20 protein-coding genes are annotated in these 21,979 nt (G+C 67.6%); 17 read left to right on the top strand and 3 right to left on the bottom strand.

Annotated features, from left to right (window positions below; genetic code table 11):
* The first annotated feature begins 66 nt into the window (after positions 1-66).
* Positions 67-882, top strand: a complete 816-nt coding sequence (locus tag IAG39_RS04290; protein ID WP_118931396.1) for a response regulator transcription factor — start codon at positions 67-69, stop codon at positions 880-882.
* 429 nt (positions 883-1,311) lie between these two features.
* Positions 1,312-2,523, top strand: coding sequence for a voltage-gated potassium channel protein (gene kch / locus IAG39_RS04285; protein ID WP_054452010.1), 1,212 nt, complete (start codon positions 1,312-1,314; stop codon positions 2,521-2,523).
* 3 nt (positions 2,524-2,526) lie between these two features.
* Here the strand turns inward: kch and IAG39_RS04280 are convergent, their stop codons facing one another.
* Both IAG39_RS04280 and IAG39_RS04275 read right to left on the bottom strand, forming a co-directional pair.
* The gene (locus IAG39_RS04280) at positions 2,527-4,101 is read right to left on the bottom strand and encodes a cyclic diguanylate phosphodiesterase (protein ID WP_118931397.1); all 1,575 of its coding nucleotides are present in this window, start codon (positions 4,099-4,101) and stop codon (positions 2,527-2,529) included.
* Positions 4,102-4,197: 96 nt separating this feature from the next.
* Positions 4,198-4,815, bottom strand: a complete 618-nt coding sequence (locus IAG39_RS04275) for a TetR/AcrR family transcriptional regulator (RefSeq protein WP_059371293.1) — start codon at positions 4,813-4,815, stop codon at positions 4,198-4,200.
* Positions 4,816-5,010: 195 nt separating this feature from the next.
* Between IAG39_RS04275 and IAG39_RS04270 the strand changes: the two genes are divergently transcribed.
* The 6 genes from IAG39_RS04270 to phbB are packed head-to-tail and all read left to right on the top strand — an operon-like array spanning position 5,011 to position 12,705.
* Positions 5,011-6,495 (top strand): efflux transporter outer membrane subunit, encoded by a 1,485-nt coding sequence (locus tag IAG39_RS04270; RefSeq protein WP_059371292.1) that lies wholly within the window; start codon positions 5,011-5,013, stop codon positions 6,493-6,495.
* 21 nt (positions 6,496-6,516) lie between these two features.
* Positions 6,517-7,584: an HlyD family secretion protein gene (locus IAG39_RS04265; protein WP_059371291.1), complete on the top strand. Its 1,068-nt coding sequence runs from the start codon at positions 6,517-6,519 to the stop codon at positions 7,582-7,584.
* Complete coding sequence (rbbA, locus tag IAG39_RS04260) at positions 7,584-10,328, top strand: ribosome-associated ATPase/putative transporter RbbA (protein WP_118931398.1); 2,745 nt, start codon at positions 7,584-7,586, stop codon at positions 10,326-10,328. Before IAG39_RS04265 ends, rbbA begins: the two co-directional genes overlap by 1 nt.
* A gap of 1 nt (position 10,329) precedes the next feature.
* Entirely contained in the window at positions 10,330-11,454 is a 1,125-nt protein-coding gene (locus IAG39_RS04255) for an ABC transporter permease (protein ID WP_059371289.1), read from the top strand.
* Positions 11,455-11,501: 47 nt separating this feature from the next.
* Positions 11,502-11,969 carry a hypothetical protein gene (locus IAG39_RS04250; RefSeq protein WP_118931438.1) on the top strand — a complete coding sequence of 156 codons (468 nt, stop codon included), beginning with the start codon at positions 11,502-11,504 and terminating at the stop codon, positions 11,967-11,969.
* Positions 11,959-12,705 carry an acetoacetyl-CoA reductase gene (gene phbB / locus IAG39_RS04245; protein ID WP_118931399.1) on the top strand — a complete coding sequence of 249 codons (747 nt, stop codon included), beginning with the start codon at positions 11,959-11,961 and terminating at the stop codon, positions 12,703-12,705. Before IAG39_RS04250 ends, phbB begins: the two co-directional genes overlap by 11 nt.
* 22 nt (positions 12,706-12,727) lie before the next feature.
* Here phbB and IAG39_RS04240 read toward each other — a convergent pair whose 3' ends face one another.
* Positions 12,728-13,624 (bottom strand): LysR family transcriptional regulator, encoded by an 897-nt coding sequence (locus tag IAG39_RS04240; RefSeq protein ID WP_059371286.1) that lies wholly within the window; start codon positions 13,622-13,624, stop codon positions 12,728-12,730.
* A gap of 138 nt (positions 13,625-13,762) precedes the next feature.
* On the opposite strand from IAG39_RS04240, the gene IAG39_RS04235 reads away from it, so the two are divergent.
* The 9 genes from IAG39_RS04235 (at position 13,763) to IAG39_RS04195 (ending at position 21,955) form a co-directional block, all read left to right on the top strand.
* A complete protein-coding gene (locus tag IAG39_RS04235) occupies positions 13,763-14,380 on the top strand; it encodes a nitroreductase family protein (protein ID WP_187523952.1) in 618 nt (205 codons plus the stop codon).
* 20 nt (positions 14,381-14,400) lie between these two features.
* Positions 14,401-15,279, top strand: coding sequence for an EamA family transporter (locus IAG39_RS04230; protein ID WP_118931401.1), 879 nt, complete (start codon positions 14,401-14,403; stop codon positions 15,277-15,279).
* An 87-nt stretch (positions 15,280-15,366) separates the two neighbouring features.
* Positions 15,367-16,062, top strand: coding sequence for an alpha/beta hydrolase (locus IAG39_RS04225; RefSeq protein ID WP_059371283.1), 696 nt, complete (start codon positions 15,367-15,369; stop codon positions 16,060-16,062).
* Between the two features lie 300 nt (positions 16,063-16,362).
* Positions 16,363-17,799 carry a cytochrome ubiquinol oxidase subunit I gene (locus IAG39_RS04220; RefSeq protein ID WP_054452023.1) on the top strand — a complete coding sequence of 479 codons (1,437 nt, stop codon included), beginning with the start codon at positions 16,363-16,365 and terminating at the stop codon, positions 17,797-17,799.
* Between the two features lie 4 nt (positions 17,800-17,803).
* Entirely contained in the window at positions 17,804-18,811 is a 1,008-nt protein-coding gene (gene cydB / locus IAG39_RS04215) for a cytochrome d ubiquinol oxidase subunit II (protein ID WP_059371281.1), read from the top strand.
* On the top strand, positions 18,811-18,954 hold the full coding sequence (locus IAG39_RS04210) for a DUF2474 domain-containing protein (RefSeq protein WP_118931402.1): 144 nt from the start codon (positions 18,811-18,813) through the stop codon (positions 18,952-18,954). Before cydB ends, IAG39_RS04210 begins: the two co-directional genes overlap by 1 nt.
* Positions 18,955-18,981: 27 nt before the next feature.
* Positions 18,982-20,391 carry a PLP-dependent aminotransferase family protein gene (locus IAG39_RS04205; RefSeq protein ID WP_059371280.1) on the top strand — a complete coding sequence of 470 codons (1,410 nt, stop codon included), beginning with the start codon at positions 18,982-18,984 and terminating at the stop codon, positions 20,389-20,391.
* 77 nt (positions 20,392-20,468) lie between these two features.
* Positions 20,469-20,981 carry a sigma-70 family RNA polymerase sigma factor gene (locus IAG39_RS04200; RefSeq protein WP_059371279.1) on the top strand — a complete coding sequence of 171 codons (513 nt, stop codon included), beginning with the start codon at positions 20,469-20,471 and terminating at the stop codon, positions 20,979-20,981.
* On the top strand, positions 20,978-21,955 hold the full coding sequence (locus IAG39_RS04195; RefSeq protein WP_118931403.1) for a DUF4880 domain-containing protein: 978 nt from the start codon (positions 20,978-20,980) through the stop codon (positions 21,953-21,955). The genes IAG39_RS04200 and IAG39_RS04195 overlap by 4 nt, the downstream gene beginning before the upstream one ends.
* Positions 21,956-21,979: the final 24 nt, after the last annotated feature.

Genomic DNA, 21,979 nt, shown 5'->3' with positions numbered 1-21,979 from the left:
ACACGCAGCGCCACGCCTAGGCATCAGGCACAGCCGCCCAGGCCGGTCTCCTCATTGGAAGCATCAATGAACAACACGCTGGATGTCATATTTCTGGGTCACGACGACGCGCGGCATGCGGGACTCATCGAAGCCCTCTCGCACCTGGGTTTCAACGTGCGCCGCTGCCACGACCTGGCCGACGTCTACGACAGATACTCGCGCCGCCCCTGCCCGCTGGTAGTGCTGAAGGCGCCGCTGCCCGACATCCACAATGCCGCAGTCCGGCTGCGCGCCGTGGACCGCGGCCTGGGCATTGTCGCCATCGCCGCATTCGCCGATGCCGAAAGCCGCATCCGCACGTTGCTCTGCGGCGCGGATGCCTGCCTGCCCCCGGACGTATCCGGGCTGGAGCTGGCGGCGGCGCTGCAAGCGCTGGTGCGTCGCGCGGTCGGCCTGGACGGCGCGGACTCCGCAGCCGACGGACACACGCCGGATGAATCCGCGCACGACACCTGGCGCCTTGCGAACAAGGGCTGGACCCTGATCAGCCCCGCGGGCCGCACGCTGGGGCTGACCACCGGCGAGCGCGACTTCCTGTCGCGGCTGGTGAACGCGCCCGACCGCAAGGTCAGCCGCGATGCCTTCTACGCGGACGGCGCGGACGACACCGACAGCGGCATCTCGCGGCGCCGTTTCGTGGACGTCATGATCAGCCGCTTGCGGCGCAAGGCGACGGCCAACCAGATGACGCTGCCGATCCGCGCCGTGCACGGCTGGGGCTACATGTTCGCAGCGGACATCGCGCTGGACCTGGATTTTCGGATAACCGGGGAAGAAAGCCGCCTGGAGGCCCAGGGCGACTGGCGCCGCGAAACGGCGGACGCGAACGCGTCCATCTGAGGTCCGGCCCGCAACGGGCCTGGACGAAAAAAACGCGGCGCTGCCTCGAAAGGCTAAGACGCCGCGCTAAAACAACACGTGAGCCTGGAGTCATCAGCCGGCACTGATGCCTACTACCTGGATCACGCGATTCCAACATTCGTGCCTCATACTCACGTACGGTCAGACCGTGAACCTGGGCCGGGTCTCTAGTCCCTGCACAGGCTGCAACGTGATCAACGCCTGGCGATTCGTCCGCTTGCTAAAACAGCGGGCGTCCCGCCCTTATCAGCGGCGTTCCTCATGGATAGCCGCTTGATGCACGAAGTTTAGGACCTCGGACAGGTTTCCAGTAATTCTTTGTTGATAGCCTTCCATACATATCTGATATAGCGCGGCACGCCCCCTACAATGCCGGCAAAGGACTTGGGACCCGTTCCCGCCAACGCCATGCCCACACTGCCCGTTCCTCTCAAGCACCGCCTGCGCAAACTGCTGGCGCTGTTTCCGCCCAACTGGTGCCTGGCCATCCTGGTGGCGCTGGACGGCTATGCCTTCATGCATCCGGTGCTGCGCGAGGTGCGGGCGCGCGAGTACGGATTCTGGCTCGCCATCGACAACTGGCATGAGGTCATGCGCGTGGTGGGCCTGCTGGAGATACCGCGCCTGGTGTTGGGCGTGGGGCTGCAGGTCATTGCGCTGGGGCTGATCCTCAAGGCGCGCATCGCCTGGGCGTTCTCGCTGGTGCTGCTGATCGGCGTGGGCACCTTCGCCATCATGGGAGACAGCGGCCGCGCCGGCCTGGGCATCTATACGCTGGTCCTCGTCATCGCGTTGATCGCCTACTGGCGCCGCTTCGACCGCGCCAGCGTGACCGCCGGTTCGCTGTTTGCCCTGGTCAGCATGCTGTCGCTGCTGATCTACGCGGTCTTCGGCACGCTCTATCTGGGCAACGAATTCAATCCGCCCATCACGGACGCCACCACCGCGCTCTACTTCTCCATCGTATCCATGTCCACGGTCGGTTATGGCGACATCACCCCGCACACCGGAACCGCGCGGCTGTTCACCGCGTCGATTATCATCCTGGGCATCACCATCTTCGCCACCTCCATCAGCGCGATCGCCGGGCCGGTGATCGGCGGCAATCTGAAACGGCTGGTCAAAGGCAGGTTCTCCACCGCCATGCGCAAAAACCACATCATCATCGCGGGCGCGACGCCCCTGGCCATGAGCGTCTACGACGGCCTGCGCCGCCGCGGCGACGAAGTCACCGTCATCGTGCCTCCCGGCGTGCCGCAGGAATATCCGGCGGCCACGGACCTGATCGAAGGCGACCCGTCCAGCGTGGACGTGCTGCACAACGCCGGCGTGACGCGCGCGCGCTACGTGCTGGCGCTGCGCGACGACGACGCCGAGAACGCCTTCATCGTGCTGGCAGCAAAGGAAGCTTGCGGTGAAAACGGCGCCAAGACGGTCGCGCTGGTCAACACCAGCAAGCACCTGGAAAAGATCCGCCGGGTGAACCCCGACCTGGTGTTCTCCGTGCAACTGCTGGGCGCCGAGCTGCTGGCCCGCGCCATCAACGGCGAGCCCATGGACAGCCAGAGCATCACCGACCTGTTCTTCGCCAAGGCCGCCCCCAACGGCAAGGCCGCCTGAGGACTATGCGTCGCCGGGCTGTTCATGCCCGGCGTACCAGCGCACGAATTCGGCCGACGGCATCGGCCGCGCGAACAGATAGCCCTGGATGAACGCCACGCCGCGCGCCTTCAGGTAGTCGAATTGATAGGGCGTTTCCACGCCTTCCGCCACGACCGACAGCCCCAGACGATGCGCCAGCGTGATGATGGCGTCCAGCACGGGCGCTTCTTCGCCCGCGGGTCCGATGGCCTGCACGAAGCCCTGGTCGACTTTCAGGTAGTCCACCGGAAATTTCTGCAGGTACGACAGCGAACAGTGGCCGGTGCCGAAATCGTCGATCGCCACGCGCAGGCCCTGGGCGCGCAAGGCATCGATGTTGCGTCGTGCCTGCCCGTTGTCCGTGATCAAGCTGCGTTCGGTGATCTCCAGCACCACCAGCGGATGCCGCGCCGCGACCTGGGCCGCAAAGGACTGCACGTCGGACAGCAGTTCCGCGCTGGACAAGTGCTCGGCCGCGATGTTCACGCCGATGTGGAAATCCGGCGGCGTGGGCCAGGTCCGCATGTCGCGCTCGATCAGCGTGAGCAGGTGCTGGGTCAGCGGAATGATCATGCCCTCGGCTTCGGCCTCGGCGATGAAGACATCCGGACGTACCGGCCCGATACCCGGCCGCTGCCAGCGCATCAACGCCTCCACACCCTCGCAGCGGCCCGTGGCCTGCCCATACACGGGCTGGTAGTGCACCAGGAACTCGCCGGCCGCCATGGCGCGGCGCAGCCGTTCCCTGACCGAACGCCTGCTGACCTGCAGCCGGTGCGTGGCCACGGCCAGGCCCAGGCCGAGCAGCAGCGCCACCGGCAGATACGTCGTCATGGACCGCGACCACGCGCGCACCAGGGTTTCGGGCGGCGCCAGGACGTTGACCCTGAGGCCCGTCGCGGTGGCGTCGTCCCCGTCGCGCAGCGGCACCGCGCGCGCCGCCGCGCCACCCCAGGAATCGCTGCGTATCGGCGCGCCGTTCCTGCCGACGACCAGTTCCAGCTGCAGGTCGTCCATGGTGGCCACGGCATTCACCAGGTCCTGCACGTAACGGCCATCCACCACCACGATGCCGCCATGGCCGTCGGCGCCGGACTTGCCTATCAGGATGGCCGGACGCTCCGGCGCCAAGGGGGTGCCAGCCACCGAGATCTGCCAGTGATCCGACACGACGTTGATTATCCATTTGCTGAAATCGTCGAGCGACGCGTCCACGGCGCCTACCGCCGATGAGCAGTAGACGCGCTGGTCGCGCACCAGGACCAGGGAACGGAAATACGGATTCAGGGCGCCCCAGCGTTGCAGCATGGGCAGCACCTCGTCGCAAGGCTTGCCAGCCTGTTCCGCCACCCGCCCCAACATGTCCTGGGATTGGATGAGGATGCTCTCGGCCTGGGCGCGCACGATGCGCGCGGCGGTCTCGCCTTCGAGCCGCTGCGCGTTGTGCGCCTGCAGCCAGGTCCAGCCGACACAGGCCAGGATGGGTAGCACCAAAGCCAGGGCCACTGGCAGATAACGCCAGGACGGTGTGTCGCCGGTCACTCCCGATGTCGCCATGTCACCTCGCCGCGTAGGTCGTGCATGGCCGCCGCGCGACCACTCTGGATAGGACACCAAGCCGGGCGCAGCGTCAAGGAACTCGGTATCGCTCCGTCAGGCGGGTCCCTGGCGCAGAAGTTCGCAGATCAGCGCCACATGCGCCTGCCGCCGTTCGGGCAGGTCGATGCGCTCGTCAGGCCCCATCAGCGCGGACATGACCAGCGTATGAACAATGGGCGACAGCAGCAGCCATGGATGCTTGAGCGCCACGCAATCGGCGCACAGACCGCGGTCGCGTGCGCGCTCCAGCAGCCGCGCGATGTCGGTTTGATGCGCCTGCGCGGTCTCCTGCCGCCAGCGCGCGGCCAGATGGGGCACGCGCCCGCTTTCGGCCAACAGCAGCCGCATGGTGCTGATCATGGCCGGATTTCCGAGGCTGACGTAGAGATGGTTGACGATGCGTTCGGCCAGATGGCGCGGCGACTGCGCGCCATCCACCACCGCGTCGATGTCGAGCCGCGAGGGGCTCAGGTGGCGCGCCAGCAGGGCTTCGAAGACCGCTTCCTTGCTCTCGAAATGCGCATAGAGCCCGCCCTTGGACAGGCCAGCGCGCAGCGCGATGTCATCCATCCTGGCGCCGGCATAGCCCGCCTGCGAGAACTCCTGCAGCGCGGCGTCGAGGATCTGCCCGACCCGCACCGCCGGAGGAAGACGACGGCGCTGCATGACCATCCCTCTGCTCCCTGTACATGTGCAATTCATTAAAAACCGACCAGTCAGTCGCTACTTTGATTCTGATCAAGGAATGCGCAGCCGCCGCACTGCACAATATCTGCAAGCACGAACCCGGTATCGGGTCCGCCCCGAAGGCGGCGACCACAAGCCTGCCCTGGGACGCGCCCGGCCCCTGCGCTGGAGAGACCCCGCATGACACTCCGCCCGTTTCCGGCCACGATCGCCACGCGCCTCGTTCCCGCAGCCCTGCTGACGCTGCTGGCCAGCGGCTGCGTGTCCATGGCGCCCGACTACGAGCGCCCCGCCCTGCCCGTGCCCGCCGCGTATTCAACCCCCGGGCCTGAAGCGACAGCGGCCCACGCCGCGGCCGCCGCCGAAATCGGCTGGCGGACCTACTTCCCCGATCCGGCGCTGCAGACGCTGATATCCACCGCTCTGGACAACAACCGCGACTTGCGCCGCGCCCTGCTGCGCGTGGAAGAAGCGCGCGCGCTGTACGGCATCCAGCGCGCCGACCAGTTCCCCACCATAGGCGTGCAAGCGGACGGCTCCCGCGCCCGCGTGCCGGGCGACCTGAACCTCACGGGACAGCCGCTGGTCTCCAGCCAATACCAGGTGGGTCTGGGCATGGCCAGCTGGGAACTGGACTTCTGGGGCCGCGTACGCAGCCTGAAAGATGCCGCCTTGCAGAACTACCTGGCCTCCGATGCGGCCGCGCGGGCCGCGACGCTGAGCCTGATCGCCGAAGTGGCGGACAGCTACCTGTCCCTGCGCGAACTGGACGAACGCCTGGCGCTGACCCGCGAGACCATCGCCTCGCGCGAAGAGTCGCTGCGCATCTTCCGCCGCCGCTTCGAGGAAGGCGCGATCTCCAAGCTGGACCTGACCCAGGTCGAAACGCTATGGCAGCAGGCCAAGGCGCTGGGCGCGGACCTGGAACAGACCCGCGCCGCCCAGGCCAGCGCGCTGGAGCTGCTGGTGGGCGCGCCGTTGAACCTGCCCAAGCTGCCCACGCATCTGGATGACGACGCAGTCATGCGCGAGCTGCCGGCGGGCCTGCCCTCGGACCTGCTGGTCAACCGCCCCGACATCGTCGCCGCCGAGCATCAGCTCCAGGCCGCCAACGCCAATATCGGCGCGGCCCGCGCCGCCTTCCTGCCGACCATTACCCTGACCGGCGCGTTCGGCACCGCTAGCAGCGAGCTGGACGGCCTGTTCTCGGGCGGCAGCCGCGCCTGGAACTTCGCGCCCAGCATCAGCCTGCCGATCTTCGACGCCGGCCGCCGCTCGGCCAACCTGGACCTGACCGAAGCGCGCCGAGACCAGGCCGTGGCCGCCTACGAACAGACCATACAGACCGCCTTCAAGGACGTGTCCGACGCGCTGTCCGCGCGCTACTGGCTGGCCGAACAGGTGGACGTGCTGCGCGCCACCGTGGCGGCGCAGAGCGAACGCGCCCGCCTTGCGCAACTGCGCTACGACCATGGCGCCTCGCCTTACCTGGAGGTGCTGGACGCGCAGCGCGATCTGCTGGCCGCCCAGCAGAAGCTCGCGCAGACGCGCCGCGCCCTGCTGTCCAGCCGCGTCCGCCTGTACGCGGCGCTGGGCGGCGGCACGCAAGCGGCGCCCGCGGCGCAGACCGCCTCGACTCCCGCCCCAGCCGCCAGCCCCCGATAAACCAATAACCAAGGATCCCCGATGCGCCTGCCTACCCGAAAACTGGTCCCTGTCCTGATCGCCCTGGCGGTCGCCGCCGGCGGCTACTACGGCTGGCGGCTGCTGTCCGACCGCGGCCCGGGCGAAGGATTCATCAGCGGCAACGGCCGCATCGAAGCCACCGAAATCGACGTGGCCGCCAAGCTGGCCGGCCGGGTGCAGGAAGTGCTGGCGGTCGAAGGCGACTTCGTCTCCGCCGGCCAGCCGCTGGCGCGCATGCAGATCGATACCCTGCAGGCGCAGCGCGAGGAAGCGCGCGCCCAGCACCAGCAGGCCGTCAACGGCGCCGCCAGCGCCAGCGCGCAGGTCGCCCAACGCGAAAGCGACAAGCTGGCCGCCGAGGCCGTGGTGGTGCAGCGTGAAAGCGAGCTGGATGCCGCGCGCCGCCGCCTGGCCCGTTCCGAGACGTTATCCAAAGAAGGCGCCTCGTCCATCCAGGAGCTGGACGACGACCGCGCCCGCGTGCGCAGCGCGCAGGCCTCGGTGCACGCCGCGCGCGCGCAGGTGAAGGCCGCGCAGGCCGCCATCGATGCCGCGCGCGCCGCCGAGGTCGGCGCCCGATCCGCCGTCACCGCCGCACTGGCCACCATCGCCCGCATCGAGGCCGACATTGCCGACAGCGAGCTGCGCGCGCCGCGCGACGGCCGCGTGCAGTACCGCGTGGCGCAGCCCGGCGAAGTGCTGGGCGCGGGCGGCAAGGTGCTGAACATGGTGGACCTGACCGATGTCTACATGACCTTCTTCCTGCCCGAGCAGGCGGCCGGCCGCGTGGCGCTGGGCCAGGACGTGCGCATCATCCTCGACGCCGCGCCGCAATACGTCATCCCCGCCAAGGTGTCCTTCGTGGCCAGCACCGCGCAGTTCACGCCCAAGACGGTGGAAACGGCCAGCGAAAGGCAGAAGCTGATGTTCCGCGTCAAGGCCCAGATCAGCCCCGAGCTGCTGCGGCGGCACCTGAAGCAGGTCAAGACCGGCCTGCCGGGCGTGGCCTGGCTGAAGCTCGATGCCGACGCGCAATGGCCCGCCAACCTTGAAGTCAAGGTGCCTTGATGGCCTCCCCGGACACCGCGCCCGTGGTGACGCTGTCCGGCGTCAGCCTGCGCTACGGCAAGACGGTGGCGCTGGATGGCATCACCCTGGACATTCCCGCGGGCCGCATGGTCGGGCTGATCGGCCCGGACGGCGTCGGCAAATCCAGCCTGCTGGCCTTGATCGCGGGTTCGCGCGCGGTGCAGGAAGGCAAGGTGGACGTGCTGGACGGCGACATGGCCAGCCGCCGCCACCGCGACGACGTATGCCCGCGCATCGCCTACATGCCGCAGGGCCTGGGCAAGAATCTCTATCCCACCCTGTCGGTCGAAGAGAACCTGCAGTTCTTCGGCCGCCTGTTCGGCCATGACGAAGCCGAGCGCCGCCGGCGCATCGACAGCCTGACGCGCAGCACCGGCATGTCGGCCTTCCTGTCGCGCCCGGCCGGCAAGCTGTCCGGCGGCATGAAGCAGAAGCTGGGGCTGTGCTGCGCCCTGATCCACGACCCCGACCTGCTGATCCTGGACGAGCCGACCACCGGCGTGGATCCGCTGGCGCGCGCGCAGTTCTGGGACCTGATCAACGAGATCCGGCGCGAACGCAGCGGCATGAGCGTGATCGTGGCCACGGCCTACATGGACGAGGCGCAGCGCTTCGACTGGCTGATCGCCATGGACGAAGGCCGCGTGCTGGCCACCGGCACGCCCGCCGAACTGCAGCAGCGCACCGGCGCGGACTCGCTGGAAGCCGCCTTCATCGCCTTGCTGCCGGAAGAAAAGCGCCGCGGCCACAAGCCGGTGGAGATCGTGCCGCTGGCCATCGACGAGGACGCCGAGATCGCCATCGAAGCGCGCGACCTGACCATGCGCTTCGGCGACTTCGTCGCGGTGGACCACGTCAACTTCCGCATCCGCAAGGGCGAGATCTTCGGCTTCCTGGGATCGAACGGCTGCGGCAAGTCCACCACCATGAAAATGCTGACCGGCCTGCTGCCGGCAAGCGAAGGACAGGCCTGGCTGTTCGGCGCCGAGGTCGATCCGCGCAACATCGATACCCGCCGCCGCGTGGGCTACATGTCGCAGGCGTTTTCGCTGTACGGCGAACTGACCGTGATGCAGAACCTGGTGCTGCACGCGCGCTTGTTCCACGTACCGGAGGCCGAGATTCCCGCGCGCGTGGACGAGATGGTGCAGCGCTTCGACCTGGGCGAAGTGCTGGACACCTTGCCCGAGAACCTGCCCATGGGCGTGCGCCAGCGCCTGTCGCTGGCCGTGGCCATGGTGCACAAGCCCGAACTGCTGATCCTGGACGAACCGACCTCGGGCGTGGACCCCGTCGCGCGCGACAACTTCTGGCGGCTGCTGATCGCGCTGGCGCGGCAGGACCAGGTCACCATCTTCATTTCCACCCATTTCATGAACGAGGCGCAGCGCTGCGACCGCATGTCGCTGATGCATGCGGGCAAGGTGCTGGTCAGTGCATCTCCGGACGAGATCACGCGCATGCGCGGCGCGCAAACGCTGGAAGAGGCTTTCATCGCCTACCTGATCGACGCGGGCGCCGGCACCAAGCCTGAAGACGCTGACGCGCAGGCCGCTCCCGCCTTGGCGTCCAGCCCGGCCGAAGCGCCGGAGCACCGCGGCTTCAGCCTGCAGCGCATGCTGAGTTACATGTGGCGTGAATCGCTGGAACTGCGCCGCGATCCGGTGCGCGCCACGCTGGCCCTGGCCGGGTCGCTGCTGCTGATGTTCGTGATGGGCTTTGGCATCAGCATGGACGTGGAGGACCTGCGCTATGCGGTGATGGACCGCGACCAGACCGGCCTGAGCCACAACTACAGCCTGAACCTGGCGGGTTCGCGCTACTTCATCGAGCATGCGCCCATTTCGAGCTACGAGGAGATGGATGCGCGCATGCGCAGCGGCGAACTGTCGCTGGCCATCGAGATTCCGCAAGGCTTCGCGCGCGACGCGGAGCGCGGCAACGGCGCGCAGATCGGCGTCTGGATCGACGGCGCCATGCCGCAGCGCGCCGAGACCATTCGCGGCTATGTGCTGGGCATGCACCAGGGCTGGCTGATGCAGCAGGCGCGCGAACGCCTGGGCGCGGACGCGACCCTGCCCGTCGGCATAGAGACGCGCTTTCGCTACAACCCGGACGTGCGCAGCCTGCCCGCCATGGTGCCCGCCGTAATTCCGCTGCTGCTCTTGATGATGCCGGCGATGCTGACGGCGCTGGCGGTGGTGCGCGAAAAGGAGCTGGGTTCCATCATCAACCTGTACGTCACGCCCGTGACGCGGCTGGAATTCCTGCTGGGCAAGCAGGCGCCCTACGTGGCGCTGGCCATGCTGAATTTCCTGCTGATGACGTTGCTGGCCGTGACGCTGTTCGGCGTACCCATCACCGGCAGCTTCCTGACCCTGCTTGCCGCCGCGCTGATCTACAACGTGGTGGCCACCGCCATCGGCCTTTTGGCCTCCACCTTCACGCGCAGCCAGATCGCGGCGCTGTTCTTCACCATGATAGGCACGCTGGTGCCCGCGGTGCAGTTCGCCGGCCTGCTCAACCCGGTGTCGTCGCTGGAAGGCGCCGGCCGCCTGATCGGCCAGGTCTACCCCGCCACGCACATGCTGACCATCAGCCGCGGCGTCTTCAGCAAGGCCCTGGACTTCTCCAACCTGCAAGGCTCGTTCTGGCCGCTGCTGATCGCCATTCCCGTCATCCTGGGCGCCTCGGCGCTGCTGCTGAAGAAACAGGAGACCTGAGATGCGGCACCTGGCCAATATCTACCGCCTGGGCGTGAAGGAGCTGTGGAGCCTGGCGCGCGATCCGATGATGCTGATCCTGATCCTCGTGTCGTTCACGCTGATGATCTACACCGCCGCCACGGCCGTGCCGGAAACCCTGCACAACGCCCCCATCGCCGTGGTCGACGAGGACGTATCGCCCCTGTCCGCGCGCATCACGTCGGCCTTTTATCCGCCGCACTTCACGCCGCCGGAGGTGACGACTTCGGCCGAGGCCGATGCCGGCATGGACGCGGGGCGCTACACCTTCTCGGTCAACATTCCGCCTAATTTCCAGCGCGACGTGCTGGCCGGGCGGCCCGCCGAAATCCAGCTCAACGTGGACGCGACCCGCATGAGCCAGGCGTTCACGGGTAGCAGCTACATCCAGCAGATCATCAGCGACGAGATCAACGAGTTCGTCAAACGCTACCGCGCGCCCACCGAACTGCCGGTGGAGCTGGCGGTGCGCATGCGCTTCAACCCCAATCTGACCCAGGCCTGGTTCGGCGCGCTGATGGAGATCATCAACAACGTCACCATGCTGTCCATCATCCTGACCGGCGCCGCGCTGATCCGCGAACGCGAGCACGGCACCATCGAGCACCTGCTGGTCATGCCGGTGACGCCGACCGAGATCATGGTCGCCAAGGTCTGGTCAATGGGGCTGGTGGTGTTGGCGTCTGCTGGGCTATCGTTGACTTTCGTGGTACGCGGCTTGCTGCAAGTACCGATCGAGGGATCGGTGGCGCTGTTCCTGGTCGGGGCGGCACTGCACCTGTTCGCGACCACCTCCATGGGCATATTCATGGCCACGCTTGCGCGCAGCATGCCGCAGTTCGGCATGTTGCTGGTACTAGTGCTGCTGCCCCTGCAAATGCTGTCGGGCGGCACCACGCCGCGCGAAAGCATGCCGCAGTTCGTGCAGGACATCATGCTGGCCGCCCCCACCACGCACTTCGTGGAACTCGGCCAGGCCATTCTCTACCGCGGCGCAGGCTTGAGCGTCGTGTGGCAACCCTTCCTGGCGCTGGCGCTGATAGGCTCGGTCCTGTTCGCGTTCTCGCTGGCGCGCTTTCGCAAGACCCTCAGCCAGATGGCTTGAGGCCTGTGTGTTCGTTACCCCTTACCACTCTCTTAGAAGGACGGATGATGAAGAAAACCACTGCCTCCACGCCTCAGGGCCTCGCCAGCGCCAATGCCGCCTACTGCCAGCGCATGGCGCAGCTTGCGCAGGAAAGCCAGCAGCGCTGGGTTGAACTGGGCCGCCGCCTGGCCGGCGGCAACGCGGAACAATACATGGCCGCGCTGGCGCCTCTGCAACAATCCGGCAACTGGCAAGAAATCGCCCCCGCGCTGGGCGAGATGACGCGCAAGCAATGGCAAAGCCAGCTTGAAGCCAGCCAGGCCATCACCCACGCGCTGCTCGAAGAACAAGCCACCCTGGCCGCCGGCATGAGCGAAGCGATGCGCGGCTGGCTGAAACAAGCCACCGGCGGCGCCATGGGAATCGAAGACACGCCCATGGCGCAGATCTGGAAGACGCTGTCGAACCAGATGGCTTCGGCGTGCTCGGCCATGCGCGACGCCAGCCAACCGGGGGCCCATCATGACGGCTGAACGCACTGCGCTCGTCACCGGCGGGGCCGGCTGCCTTGGACAGGCCATTGCGCGCGCCCTGCACGATGCCGGCCACCAAGTCATCATCACCTACCACTCCAGCGAAGACGCCGCGCGGGCGTGGGTGGACGCGGAGGCGGCCCAGGGTCGCCGCTACGCCATGTACAAGGTGGACGTGGCCGACTACGACTCGTGCCAGGCGCTGGCGCGGCGCCTTGAGGAAGACGGCCGCCAGATCGACATCCTGATCAACAACGCCGGCCTCACCCGCGATGCCAGCCTGCGCAAGATGAGCTACGAAAACTGGACGGACGTGCTGCGCGGCAACCTGGATTCCATGTTCAACATGACGCAGCCGCTATGCGGCGCCATGGCGGACCGGGGCTGGGGCCGCATCGTCAACATCTCGTCGGTCAACGGCAGCAAGGGCGCGTTCGGCCAGACCAACTACGCGGCCTCCAAGGCCGGCATCCACGGCTTCACCAAATCCCTGGCGCTGGAGCTGGCCAGGAAAGGCGTGACCGTGAACACCGTGTCGCCCGGCTACCTGGCGACGCGCATGGTGGAGGCCGTGCCCGAAGAGGTGTTGAAGGAGAAGATCCTGCCGCAGATCCCGCTGGGCCGGCTCGGCCGCCCGGAAGAGATCGGCGCGCTGGTCGCCTTCATCTGCAGCGACGCCGCGGCGTTCATGACCGGTAGCAATGTCGCCATGAACGGCGGCCAGCACATGTATTGATGCGGCAAGGGGCCGCCGCGGCTCATTCCCGCGGCGCGCCCAGCTCTTCCAGCAGGAAATCGACGAAGGCGCGAACCTTGGCCACCATGTGGCGGCGCGACGGATACACCGCGTACACGTAGGTCTCGTCGGGTTTCCAGTCCTGCAGCACGGCCTGCAGCGCGCCGCTGTCCAGGTCCTGCTGCACGTACACGCGCGGCACCAGGCTGACGCCGAAGCCGGCGCGCAAGGCATCGCGCACCGCCAGGCTGGAGCTCACCCTGTAGCGCCCCCGCACCGGCACGCGTTCGGTCTCCCCCGCGCGCTTGAAGGTCCATTCGTCCGCGTGGCCAGACAACGTGAACTGCACGCGCTCCATGTTGCGCAGCGCCAGCGGCGAGGCCGGCACGCCATGGCGCTGGAAGTAGGCCGGCGCGCCGCAAAGCACGTGGTCCAGCGTCATCAGCTTGCGCGCCACCAGGCTGGAATCCTCCAGCCGGTCGGTGCCGCGGATCGCCAGGTCGTAGCCTTCCTTGACGATGTCGATGCGCCGGTCCTCCAGGTTGAGGTCCAGCGATACCTGCGGATAACGCTGCAGGAAGCGCGGCATGGCGGCCGACAGCCGGACCAGGCTCAGCGACATGGGCGCGCTGACCCGCAAGGTGCCCGACGGCGCCTGCTGCAAGGGTCCCAGCGATTGCTCGGCTTCGCTCAGGTCGTCCAGGATGCGCGCCACCTGTTCGTAGTAGCGCGCACCGGCTTCGGTCAGGCTCATGCGGCGGGTGGTGCGGTTGAGCAGGCGCGCCGCCAGGTGGGCTTCCAGTTCGGCGATGTTCTTGCTGACGGCGGCGGGCGACAGGCCCATCTGCCGCGACGCCGCGGCGAAGCCGCCCCGCTCCACCACTTGCCGGAAGACCCTGAGCGCGGTCAGATGATCCATAGATTATTCACTGTTGGTGAATGATATTGCCATTGAATTGGATATTATCGCCAAACAAGGATTCAATTAGCCTGTGGACATGGAGACGGCGCGCATGTGGCGAGCCGGCAATCTCAGCAAATCCCAAGGATGGCAGCCATGAACCACGCCCTGACCGACGCAATCGCGCAACGCATTTCCGCCAACTTCTTCGACCCCGCCCGCGGCGTGGACGACGACAACATCCATACCCTGATTGCCTGGGCCACGCGCGCCCCCACCGCCTTCAATCTGCAGAACTGGCGCTTCATCGCCGTGCGCAGCCAGGAGGGCAAGCGCCGGCTGCGCGAACTGGCGTGGAACCAGCCCAAGGTGAGCGAATCGGCGGTGACGTTCATCGTGCTGGGCGTGCTGCCCCAGGCCGCCTGGATGGCGGACCGCCTGCAACCGTCGGTGGACGCGGGCTTCATGCCGGCGGCCATGGTGCCGTCCTGGGAAGCCGCGGCCAGCCGCCTCTACGCCGACTCGCCGCAGACCCGGCGCGACGAGGCCGTGCGCAGCGCCACCTTCGGCGCCTCCACCCTGATGCTGGCGGGACAGGCCCAAGGCCTGGCCGCCAGCCCGATGACCGGCTTTGACGCCGCCGGCGTGGCCCGGGCCTTCGGCTTGCGCCAGGAGGAGGTGCCGGTCATGCTGGTCGCCATGGGCTACGCGCAGGAAGGCAATTGGCCGCAGAAGCCGCGCCGCCCCGTCCGCGACGTGCTCGAACTTGCCTGAACCCTTGCCGGAGCATGACCATGAACCGCGGTTCCGATCTGCTGCTGACTGCCCTGGCGCCCGCCATCTGGGGCAGCACCTATGTCGTCACCACCCTGATGCTGCCGCAGGACTACCCGCTGACGGTCGCCATGCTGCGCGCGCTGCCGGCCGGCTTCCTGCTGCTGCTGATCGTGCGCCAGCTGCCGCAAGGCATCTGGTGGCTGCGCGCCTTCATCCTGGGCGCGCTGAACTTCTCCGTCTTCTGGGCCCTGCTGTTCGTGGCGGCCTACCGCCTGCCTGGCGGCGTGGCCGCCACGCTGGGCGCGATCCAGCCGCTGGTGGTGATCCTGCTGGCGCGCAGCCTGCTGGGCACGCCCGTGCGCGGCCTGTCGGTGCTGGCGGCGCTGGGCGGCCTGGGCGGGGTGGCGCTGCTGGTGCTGACGCCCAAGGCCGCGCTGGACCCGGCGGGCATTGCGGCCGGGCTGATCAGCGCCGCCTCGATGGCGTTGGGTACGGTGCTCAGCCGCCGCTGGCAGCCGCCGGTGTCCGCGCTCACCTTCACGTCCTGGCAACTGACGGCGGGCGGCATCCTGCTGGCGCCGCTGGCGTTCGCCGCCGAGCCCGCCCTGCCGCCGCTCACCGCGCTGAATGTGGCCGGCATCGCCTACCTGGGCTTGATCGGCGCGGCGCTGACCTATGTGCTTTGGTTCCGGGGCGTGGCGCGGCTGGAACCCGCCGTGGTGTCGTCGCTGGGTTTTCTCAGCCCCATTACCGCCGTGCTGCTGGGCTGGGGCATCCTGGGGCAGCAACTGAGCGCCGCGCAGATCGCCGGCATGATGATCGTGGTCGCCAGCGTGTGGCTGAGCCAGCGCGCCCAGCGCCCGGCCGCCATCGCGCCCGCCCCGCGTCCGCTGTAACCGCGCCGGAAACGCTGCAAAAAAATGTGGCGGCGGCGGCTGGGCCGGCGCATGATCGTTGCTCCATTCCGAGGAAGGAGCCGCATCATGAGCAGCAAACCCAGCATCATTCTTGTGCACGGTTTCTGGGGCGGCGCCGCCCACTGGAGCCGCGTCATCCTGGAACTGGCGCGCAAGGGCTATCAAGACCTGCACGCCGTCGACATGCCGCTGGCCTCCCTGGCCGGCGACGCCGAACGCACGCGCAAGATGATCGCGCAGCAGAAAGGCCCCGTGCTGCTGGTGGGCCATTCGTACGGCGGCGCTGTCATCACGGAAGCCGGCAACCAGCCCAACGTGGCCGGCCTGGTGTACATCGCCGCCTTCGCCCCGGACGCGGGGGAAAGCCCCGGCGGCATCACGCAGGAAATGCTGCCCGCGGCCGCGCCCAACCTGGCGCCCGACAGCGACGGCTATCTCTGGCTGCGCGCCGACAAGTTCCATGAGAGCTTCTGCCAGGACCTGTCCGCCGACGAGGGCCTGGTCATGGCCGTCACGCAAAAGGCGCCGCTGGCCAGCGCCTTCGGCGAAACGGTGTCCGTCCCCGCATGGCGCAGCAAGCCGTCCTGGTACCAGATATCCAGCCAGGACCGGATGATCGCCCCCGAAAACCAGACGCGCATGGCCGCGCGCCTGAACACTCGCAAGACCATCACGCTGGACGCCAGCCATGCCTCGCTCGCGTCGCGCGCCGGCGAAGTGGCCGGCCTGATCGACGAAGCGGCGCGCGCCTGCGCGTCCTAGGCGCCGGCCTGGCGGGCTGCGTACTCGGAACGAGCGTATCAGGGGACGCACCCGCCTTTGCTGTGCTGCTTTTTTTGTAACTTCACGGCCTTCGCATGACTTGCAGCACAGTTATTTTCCCTATGAAAAGCGGGTTTTTTTCCTGCAAGTCACCCAAACTGATCCGCTTTTTTCTTCACTCTCTGAATCTGTACTGATCCAGGCTGCGGCTCTAACTTCACGGTGTAGGTCAAACACCCGTCAGCGCACGCCGTCTTGTGGCGGTTGAGGCGCGCTGGCGAAGAAGTCAGGAATACCGCCATGGATAGCGACGCGCTATTGCTTGCCCGAATACAGTTCGGCTTCACCATCTCGTTTCACATCATCTTCCCCGCCATCACCATCGGCCTGGCCAGCTACCTCGCCGTGCTGGAAGGCCTGTGGCTGCGCACGCGCAATACCGTCTACCGCGACCTCTACCATTTCTGGACCAAGATCTTCGCCGTCAACTTCGGCATGGGCGTGGTGTCCGGCCTGGTGATGGCGTATCAGTTCGGCACCAACTGGAGCTTCTTCTCCGATTTCGCCGGCAGCGTCACCGGGCCCCTGCTGGCCTACGAAGTGCTGACCGCCTTCTTCCTGGAAGCCGGCTTCCTGGGCGTAATGCTGTTCGGCTGGTCGCGCGTGGGGCCGGGCCTGCACTTTTTCTCGACCGTGATGGTCGCGCTGGGCACGCTGGTGTCGGCCACCTGGATCCTGGCGTCCAACAGCTGGATGCAGACGCCCGCCGGCTACGAAATCCTGGACGGCCGCGTGGTGCCCACGGACTGGCTGGCCGTGATCTTCAATCCGTCCTTCCCCTACCGCCTGGCGCACATGGGCATCGCCGCCTTCCTGGCGACCGCGCTGATGGTGGGCGCCTCCGGCGCCTGGCACATGCTGCGCGGCGATCGCAGCCCCGCCGTGAAGAAGATGTTCGCGATGGCGATGGGCATGCTGCTGCTGGTGGCCCCGCTGCAAGCCGTGGTGGGCGACTTCCACGGCCTGAACACGCTCAAGCACCAGCCCGCCAAGATCGCGGCCATCGAAGGCCATTGGGAAAACGAGCCCGGCGCGGGCGTGCCGCTGACGCTGTTCGGCATCCCCGACATGGAGCGCGAGGAAACGCGCTACGCGGTCAATATCCCGCGCCTGGGCAGCCTGATCCTCACGCACAGCTGGGACGGCCAGTTCCCCGGCCTGAAGTCCTATCCGCCCGAAGACCGGCCCAACGCCACGGCCGTGTTCTGGTCGTTCCGCGTAATGGCGGGCCTGGGCATGCTGATGATCGCGCTGGCCCTCTGGGCGGCCTGGTCGCGCTGGCGCGGCCGGCTGTACGAATCGCGCTGGCTGCACCGCTTCGCGTTGTGGATGGGACCGTCCGGGCTGATCGCCATCCTGGCTGGCTGGTACGTGACGGAAATCGGCCGCCAGCCCTGGGTGGTGTATGGCGTCATGCGCACCGCCGACGCCGCCACCCCGCACGGCCTGGGCGAACTGACGCTGACGCTGGCGCTGTTCGTGGTGGTGTACCTGCTGGTGTTCGGCGCCGGCGTCTCGTACATGCTGCGCCTGATCCGCATGGGCCCCAGCCCCGCCCCCGGCCACGCGCCGCTGTCGGGCGGCCCGGGCGAACCGCGCCAACCGTCGCGGCCGCTGTCGGCCGCCTCCACCCTGGCGGGCATCGAGCCCGCGCAACGCAAGCATTCGGGAGTCTGAGGCCATGGGCATCGACCTTGCACTGGTATGGGCCGTCATCATCCTGTTCGGCGTGATGATGTACGTGATCATGGATGGCTTCGATCTGGGCATCGGCATCCTCTTTCCGCTGATCTCCGACCGCGAGGAACGCGACGTCATGGTCAACACCGTGGCGCCCGTGTGGGACGGCAACGAGACCTGGCTGGTGCTGGGCGGCGCCGGCCTGATGGCGGCGTTCCCGCTGGCCTATTCGGTGATCCTGAGCGCGCTGCACCTGCCGCTGGTGTTCATGCTGCTGGGCCTGATCTTCCGCGGCGTGGCATTCGAATTCCGCTTCAAGGCGGACGAGCATCACCGCCCGCTGTGGGACCGCGCCTTCGTGCTCGGCTCCGTGTGCGCCACGTTCTTCCAGGGCGTGACGCTGGGCGCCTACATCGAAGGCATCCCGGTGGTGGACCGCGCTTACCAGGGCGGCGCCTGGGACTGGATCAGCCCCTTCTCGCTCTTCACCGGCGCGGGACTGGTCGTGGCCTACGCGCTGCTGGGCTGCACCTGGCTCATCATGAAGACCGAGGGCCGCCTGCACCGCCACATGTGCGACATCGCCCGTCCGCTCACGCTGCTGCTGCTGGCCGTGATCGCGGCGCTCAGCGTCTGGACGCCCTTGGCGCAACCGCAGATCGCGCAGCGCTGGTTCAGCCTGCCCAATATGTTCTGGTTCCTGCCGGTGCCGCTGCTGGTCGCCGTGGCCGGCTTCGATCTCATCCGCCGCGTCAAGGGCATGCCCAATGCCGGCCCCTTCGTGCTGTCGCTGGCGCTGCTGTTCCTGGGCTACAGCGGCCTGGGCATCAGCATCTGGCCCGCCATCATCCCGCCTGACGTATCCATCTGGACCGCGTCCGCGCCGCCACAAAGCCTGGGCTTCGCGCTGGTGGGAGCGCTGGCGATCATTCCGATTATTCTCATGTACACCGCCTGGTCGTACTACGTGTTCCGGGGCAAGGTGCGTCTCGGCGAGGAGTTCCACTGATGAACGGCTCCCAACCCTCCCTGCCCACGTGGCGCAGCCGGCTGCTCTGGCTGGCGATGATCTGGGCATGCAGTGTCGCGGCCCTGGGCGTGGCGGCCTACGCGCTGCGCCTGGTGATGAGATCCATCGGCATGTCGACCTGAAACGACCCACGCAAACGGACCCGCCCCATGAAGCGCTATGAACGGCTGACAGAAGAAATCACCGCCTCGATCCGATCGGGCCTGCTGCAGGCGGGCGACCGCCTGCCCTCGGTACGGCAGACCAGCGCCAGCCGCGGGGTCAGCCCGTCGACGGTGTTCAAGGCCTATTACCTGCTGGAAGCGCGCGGCCTGATCCGCGCGCGCGACCGCTCCGGCTACTACGTGCTGCGCGCGCCGCACGCCACGCTGCCGGAGCTGGACGGCCTGTCCAGCGCCAGCGCAGGACGCCATCCAGTGGACGTCAGCGACAACGTGCTGCAGGTGCTTAACGCCACCCTGCGCCGCGACATGCTGCCCTTCGGCTCGGCCTTTCCCAACCCCTCGCTACTGCCCTACGGACGCCTGGCGAAGTTCATGGCAGCCACGGTGCAGCGCCTGGATCCCTGGGGCTCGATCGACGACCTCAGTCCGGGCGATGCCGCCCTGCGCCGCGCCATCGCCCTGCGCTACCTGGCCGATGGCATGTCGGTGCCGGTGGACGACATCATCATCACCAACGGCGCGCTGGACGCGCTGAACCTGAGCCTGGCGGCAGTCACCGAGCCCGGCGACGCGGTCATCGTGGAATCTCCCACCTTCTACGCCGCGCTGCAATCGCTGGAACGCAATCACCTGCACGCCATCGAAGTGGCCACGCATCCGCGCGAAGGCATAGACCTGCAGGCGCTGGAGCAGGCCATCCTGCGCCACCGCCCCAAAGCCTGCTGGCTCATGACCACGTTCCAGAACCCGCTGGGCAGCCTCATGCCCGACGACAAGAAGGAAGCGCTGGTGCGGCTGCTGGCCAGCCACGACGTGGCGCTGATCGAAGACGATGTCTACGGCGAGCTGTATTTCGGCGAACAACGCCCGCGGCCGGCCAAGGCCTACGACCGCGACGGCATCGTCATGCACTGCTCTTCGTTCTCCAAGACCCTGGCGCCGGGCTACCGGGTGGGCTGGGTGGCCGCCGGCCGCTACACGCGCCGCATCATGCGCAACAAGCTCACCACCAGCCTGGCGACCGCCGCGCCGACCCAGGCGGCCATCGCCGCCTATCTGGAAAAAGGCGGCTTCGATCGCCACCTGCGGCAATTCCGCCAGGCGCTGGCCCAGCAGCAAGGAGAACTGCTGCAAGCCATCGCCCGCTACTTCCCCAAGGGCACGCGCGCCACGCGGCCGCTGGGCGGCTACTTTGTGTGGGTGGAGCTGCCCGCGCACATCGACACGCTCAAGGTCCATCGCGCCGCGCTGGGACACGGCATCAGCATCGCGCCGGGCCCGCTGTTCTCGGCATCCGGCGGCTTCGGTAATTTTCTGCGTCTGAACGGCGGGCATCCCTGGAATCCGGAGATGGAGCAAGGCATGGCGACGCTGGGCAAGCTGCTGGCGGGCTAGTCCCGTTGTCCTGGGCGGCGATTCACGTTATAAATGAGTGTTATTCTTATTAACACCCATTTACCGCCTCGCCATCCATGGACTCCCTCGCGTACCAGAACGTCCACCGGCTTTACGCGGAACATCATGATTGGCTGCTAGGCTGGTTGAACCGGCGCGTCAACAACCGCGCAGACGCCGCCGACCTCACGCAAGACACATTCTTCCGCGTCCTCGTCTCGCCCAACGCCGTCGTCCCTTCCGAACCGCGCGCCTACCTGCTGACCCTGGCCCGCCGGCTCACCATCGACCTATGGCGCACGCGCGATGTCGAAGCCCGCTACCTGCAGGCGCTGTCGCAGGAGCCGGAGCCGGTCATGGCATCCCCCGAGACGCTGCTGATGCTGAAGCAGGCGGTCATGGAGATCGATCGCCTGCTGGACGGCCTTCCCGTGCCGGTCAAACATGCCTTCCTGCTGAACCGGCTGGACGGAATGACGCACCCAGCCATTGCCCAGGCCTTGGGCCTGTCGCTGGCGACGGTCGAGCGTCATGTAAAGCGCGCCTTTCTGCACTGCATCGCCTCGCGCCGCGCAGCCGATCTGGCATGAGCGGTGTCTCCGCGCCCCGCGCCGCCCGCGACGCGCTGATGGAACGCGCCGTTGACTGGATCGTGCTGCTGACATCCGGCAAGGCCACGGACCACGACCGCCAGCGCTTCGAGCGCTGGCTCGCCAGCCATCCGGAAAACGCGCGCGCCTGGGCCGAGGTGGACGGCATCATGCGCCAGCCCCTGGCCCAGTTGCGAGGAGCGGCAGAAGCGGCGCCCGGTCCCGCCCGCGCCGCGCGGGCCGCCCTGCTGCAAAGCAGCGGGTTGGACAGACGCCGCGTGCTGAAGCTGGCGATGCTGTTCTCCGGCGTGTCTGCCGGCGCCTTGATGGCCGACCGCTACATTCCGCTTGCCGGACTGTCCGCCACCTATTCCACCCGCACCGGCGAACGGCAGACCTACGCGCTGGAAGACGGTTCCACGCTGACGCTGAACGCGCGTTCGGCCGTCGATGTCCGCTATGACGACTTGCGACGCACCGTCGTGCTGCGCCAGGGTGGACTCTATGCCGAGGCCCGCTCCGACAGCCGGCCCTTCGTGGTCCAAACCCGGTACGGCGCCGTGACCGGCGGCCAATCGCATCTGGCTGTGAACCAGTTCGATACCTACGCCGTCGCCAGCGCCCTTGAGAACATGCTTACGCTGCAGCCCGACCATGGCGCCGCCCTGACGCTGCCGCAAACCGGCACCGCGGCCTTCGACCACAATCGCGCGTGGCAACGGGACGGCGCCGCGCAGGCCAGCTGGCGCAGCGGCATCCTCAGTGTGCGCGACGCCCGCCTGGCAGAAGTGATAGAGCAGTTGCGCGCCTATCAGCCCGGCGTGATCCGCCTGTCGCCGCAAGCCGCCGAGCTGCGCGTATTCGGCGTATTCCCGCTGGACGCCCCGCGCCAGACCCTGCTGGCCCTGAGCGAAACCCTGCCGATACAGGTCCGTCGCTACGGTCCATGGCTGACGCTGGTGGACGCCGCATAACAAAAACAATCGCGTGGCCCGCGC

The organism is Achromobacter xylosoxidans, from assembly GCF_014490035.1.
Classification (GTDB): Bacteria; Pseudomonadota; Gammaproteobacteria; order Burkholderiales; family Burkholderiaceae_B; genus Achromobacter; species Achromobacter bronchisepticus_A.
This window is presented reverse-complemented; position numbering and strand designations above follow the sequence as displayed.

Bases quoted from the DNA above. Each gene is read 5' to 3' on its own strand.
- IAG39_RS04240 (WP_059371286.1), bottom strand. From the start codon at position 13,624: ATGGATCATCTGACCGCGCTCAGGGTCTTCCGGCAAGTGGTGGAGCGG.
- rbbA (WP_118931398.1), top strand. From the start codon at position 7,584: ATGGCCTCCCCGGACACCGCGCCCGTGGTGACGCTGTCCGGCGTCAGC.
- IAG39_RS04200 (WP_059371279.1), top strand. From the start codon at position 20,469: ATGGACTCCCTCGCGTACCAGAACGTCCACCGGCTTTACGCGGAACAT.
- IAG39_RS04280 (WP_118931397.1), bottom strand. From the start codon at position 4,101: ATGGCGACATCGGGAGTGACCGGCGACACACCGTCCTGGCGTTATCTG.
- IAG39_RS04235 (WP_187523952.1), top strand. From the start codon at position 13,763: ATGAACCACGCCCTGACCGACGCAATCGCGCAACGCATTTCCGCCAAC.
- IAG39_RS04270 (WP_059371292.1), top strand. From the start codon at position 5,011: ATGACACTCCGCCCGTTTCCGGCCACGATCGCCACGCGCCTCGTTCCC.
- IAG39_RS04265 (WP_059371291.1), top strand. From the start codon at position 6,517: ATGCGCCTGCCTACCCGAAAACTGGTCCCTGTCCTGATCGCCCTGGCG.
- IAG39_RS04195 (WP_118931403.1), top strand. From the start codon at position 20,978: ATGAGCGGTGTCTCCGCGCCCCGCGCCGCCCGCGACGCGCTGATGGAA.
- IAG39_RS04220 (WP_054452023.1), top strand. From the start codon at position 16,363: ATGGATAGCGACGCGCTATTGCTTGCCCGAATACAGTTCGGCTTCACC.
- phbB (WP_118931399.1), top strand. From the start codon at position 11,959: ATGACGGCTGAACGCACTGCGCTCGTCACCGGCGGGGCCGGCTGCCTT.
- IAG39_RS04255 (WP_059371289.1), top strand. From the start codon at position 10,330: ATGCGGCACCTGGCCAATATCTACCGCCTGGGCGTGAAGGAGCTGTGG.
- IAG39_RS04250 (WP_118931438.1), top strand. From the start codon at position 11,502: ATGAAGAAAACCACTGCCTCCACGCCTCAGGGCCTCGCCAGCGCCAAT.
- IAG39_RS04290 (WP_118931396.1), top strand. From the start codon at position 67: ATGAACAACACGCTGGATGTCATATTTCTGGGTCACGACGACGCGCGG.
- IAG39_RS04230 (WP_118931401.1), top strand. From the start codon at position 14,401: ATGAACCGCGGTTCCGATCTGCTGCTGACTGCCCTGGCGCCCGCCATC.
- kch (WP_054452010.1), top strand. From the start codon at position 1,312: ATGCCCACACTGCCCGTTCCTCTCAAGCACCGCCTGCGCAAACTGCTG.
- IAG39_RS04205 (WP_059371280.1), top strand. From the start codon at position 18,982: ATGAAGCGCTATGAACGGCTGACAGAAGAAATCACCGCCTCGATCCGA.
- cydB (WP_059371281.1), top strand. From the start codon at position 17,804: ATGGGCATCGACCTTGCACTGGTATGGGCCGTCATCATCCTGTTCGGC.
- IAG39_RS04210 (WP_118931402.1), top strand. From the start codon at position 18,811: ATGAACGGCTCCCAACCCTCCCTGCCCACGTGGCGCAGCCGGCTGCTC.
- IAG39_RS04275 (WP_059371293.1), bottom strand. From the start codon at position 4,815: ATGGTCATGCAGCGCCGTCGTCTTCCTCCGGCGGTGCGGGTCGGGCAG.
- IAG39_RS04225 (WP_059371283.1), top strand. From the start codon at position 15,367: ATGAGCAGCAAACCCAGCATCATTCTTGTGCACGGTTTCTGGGGCGGC.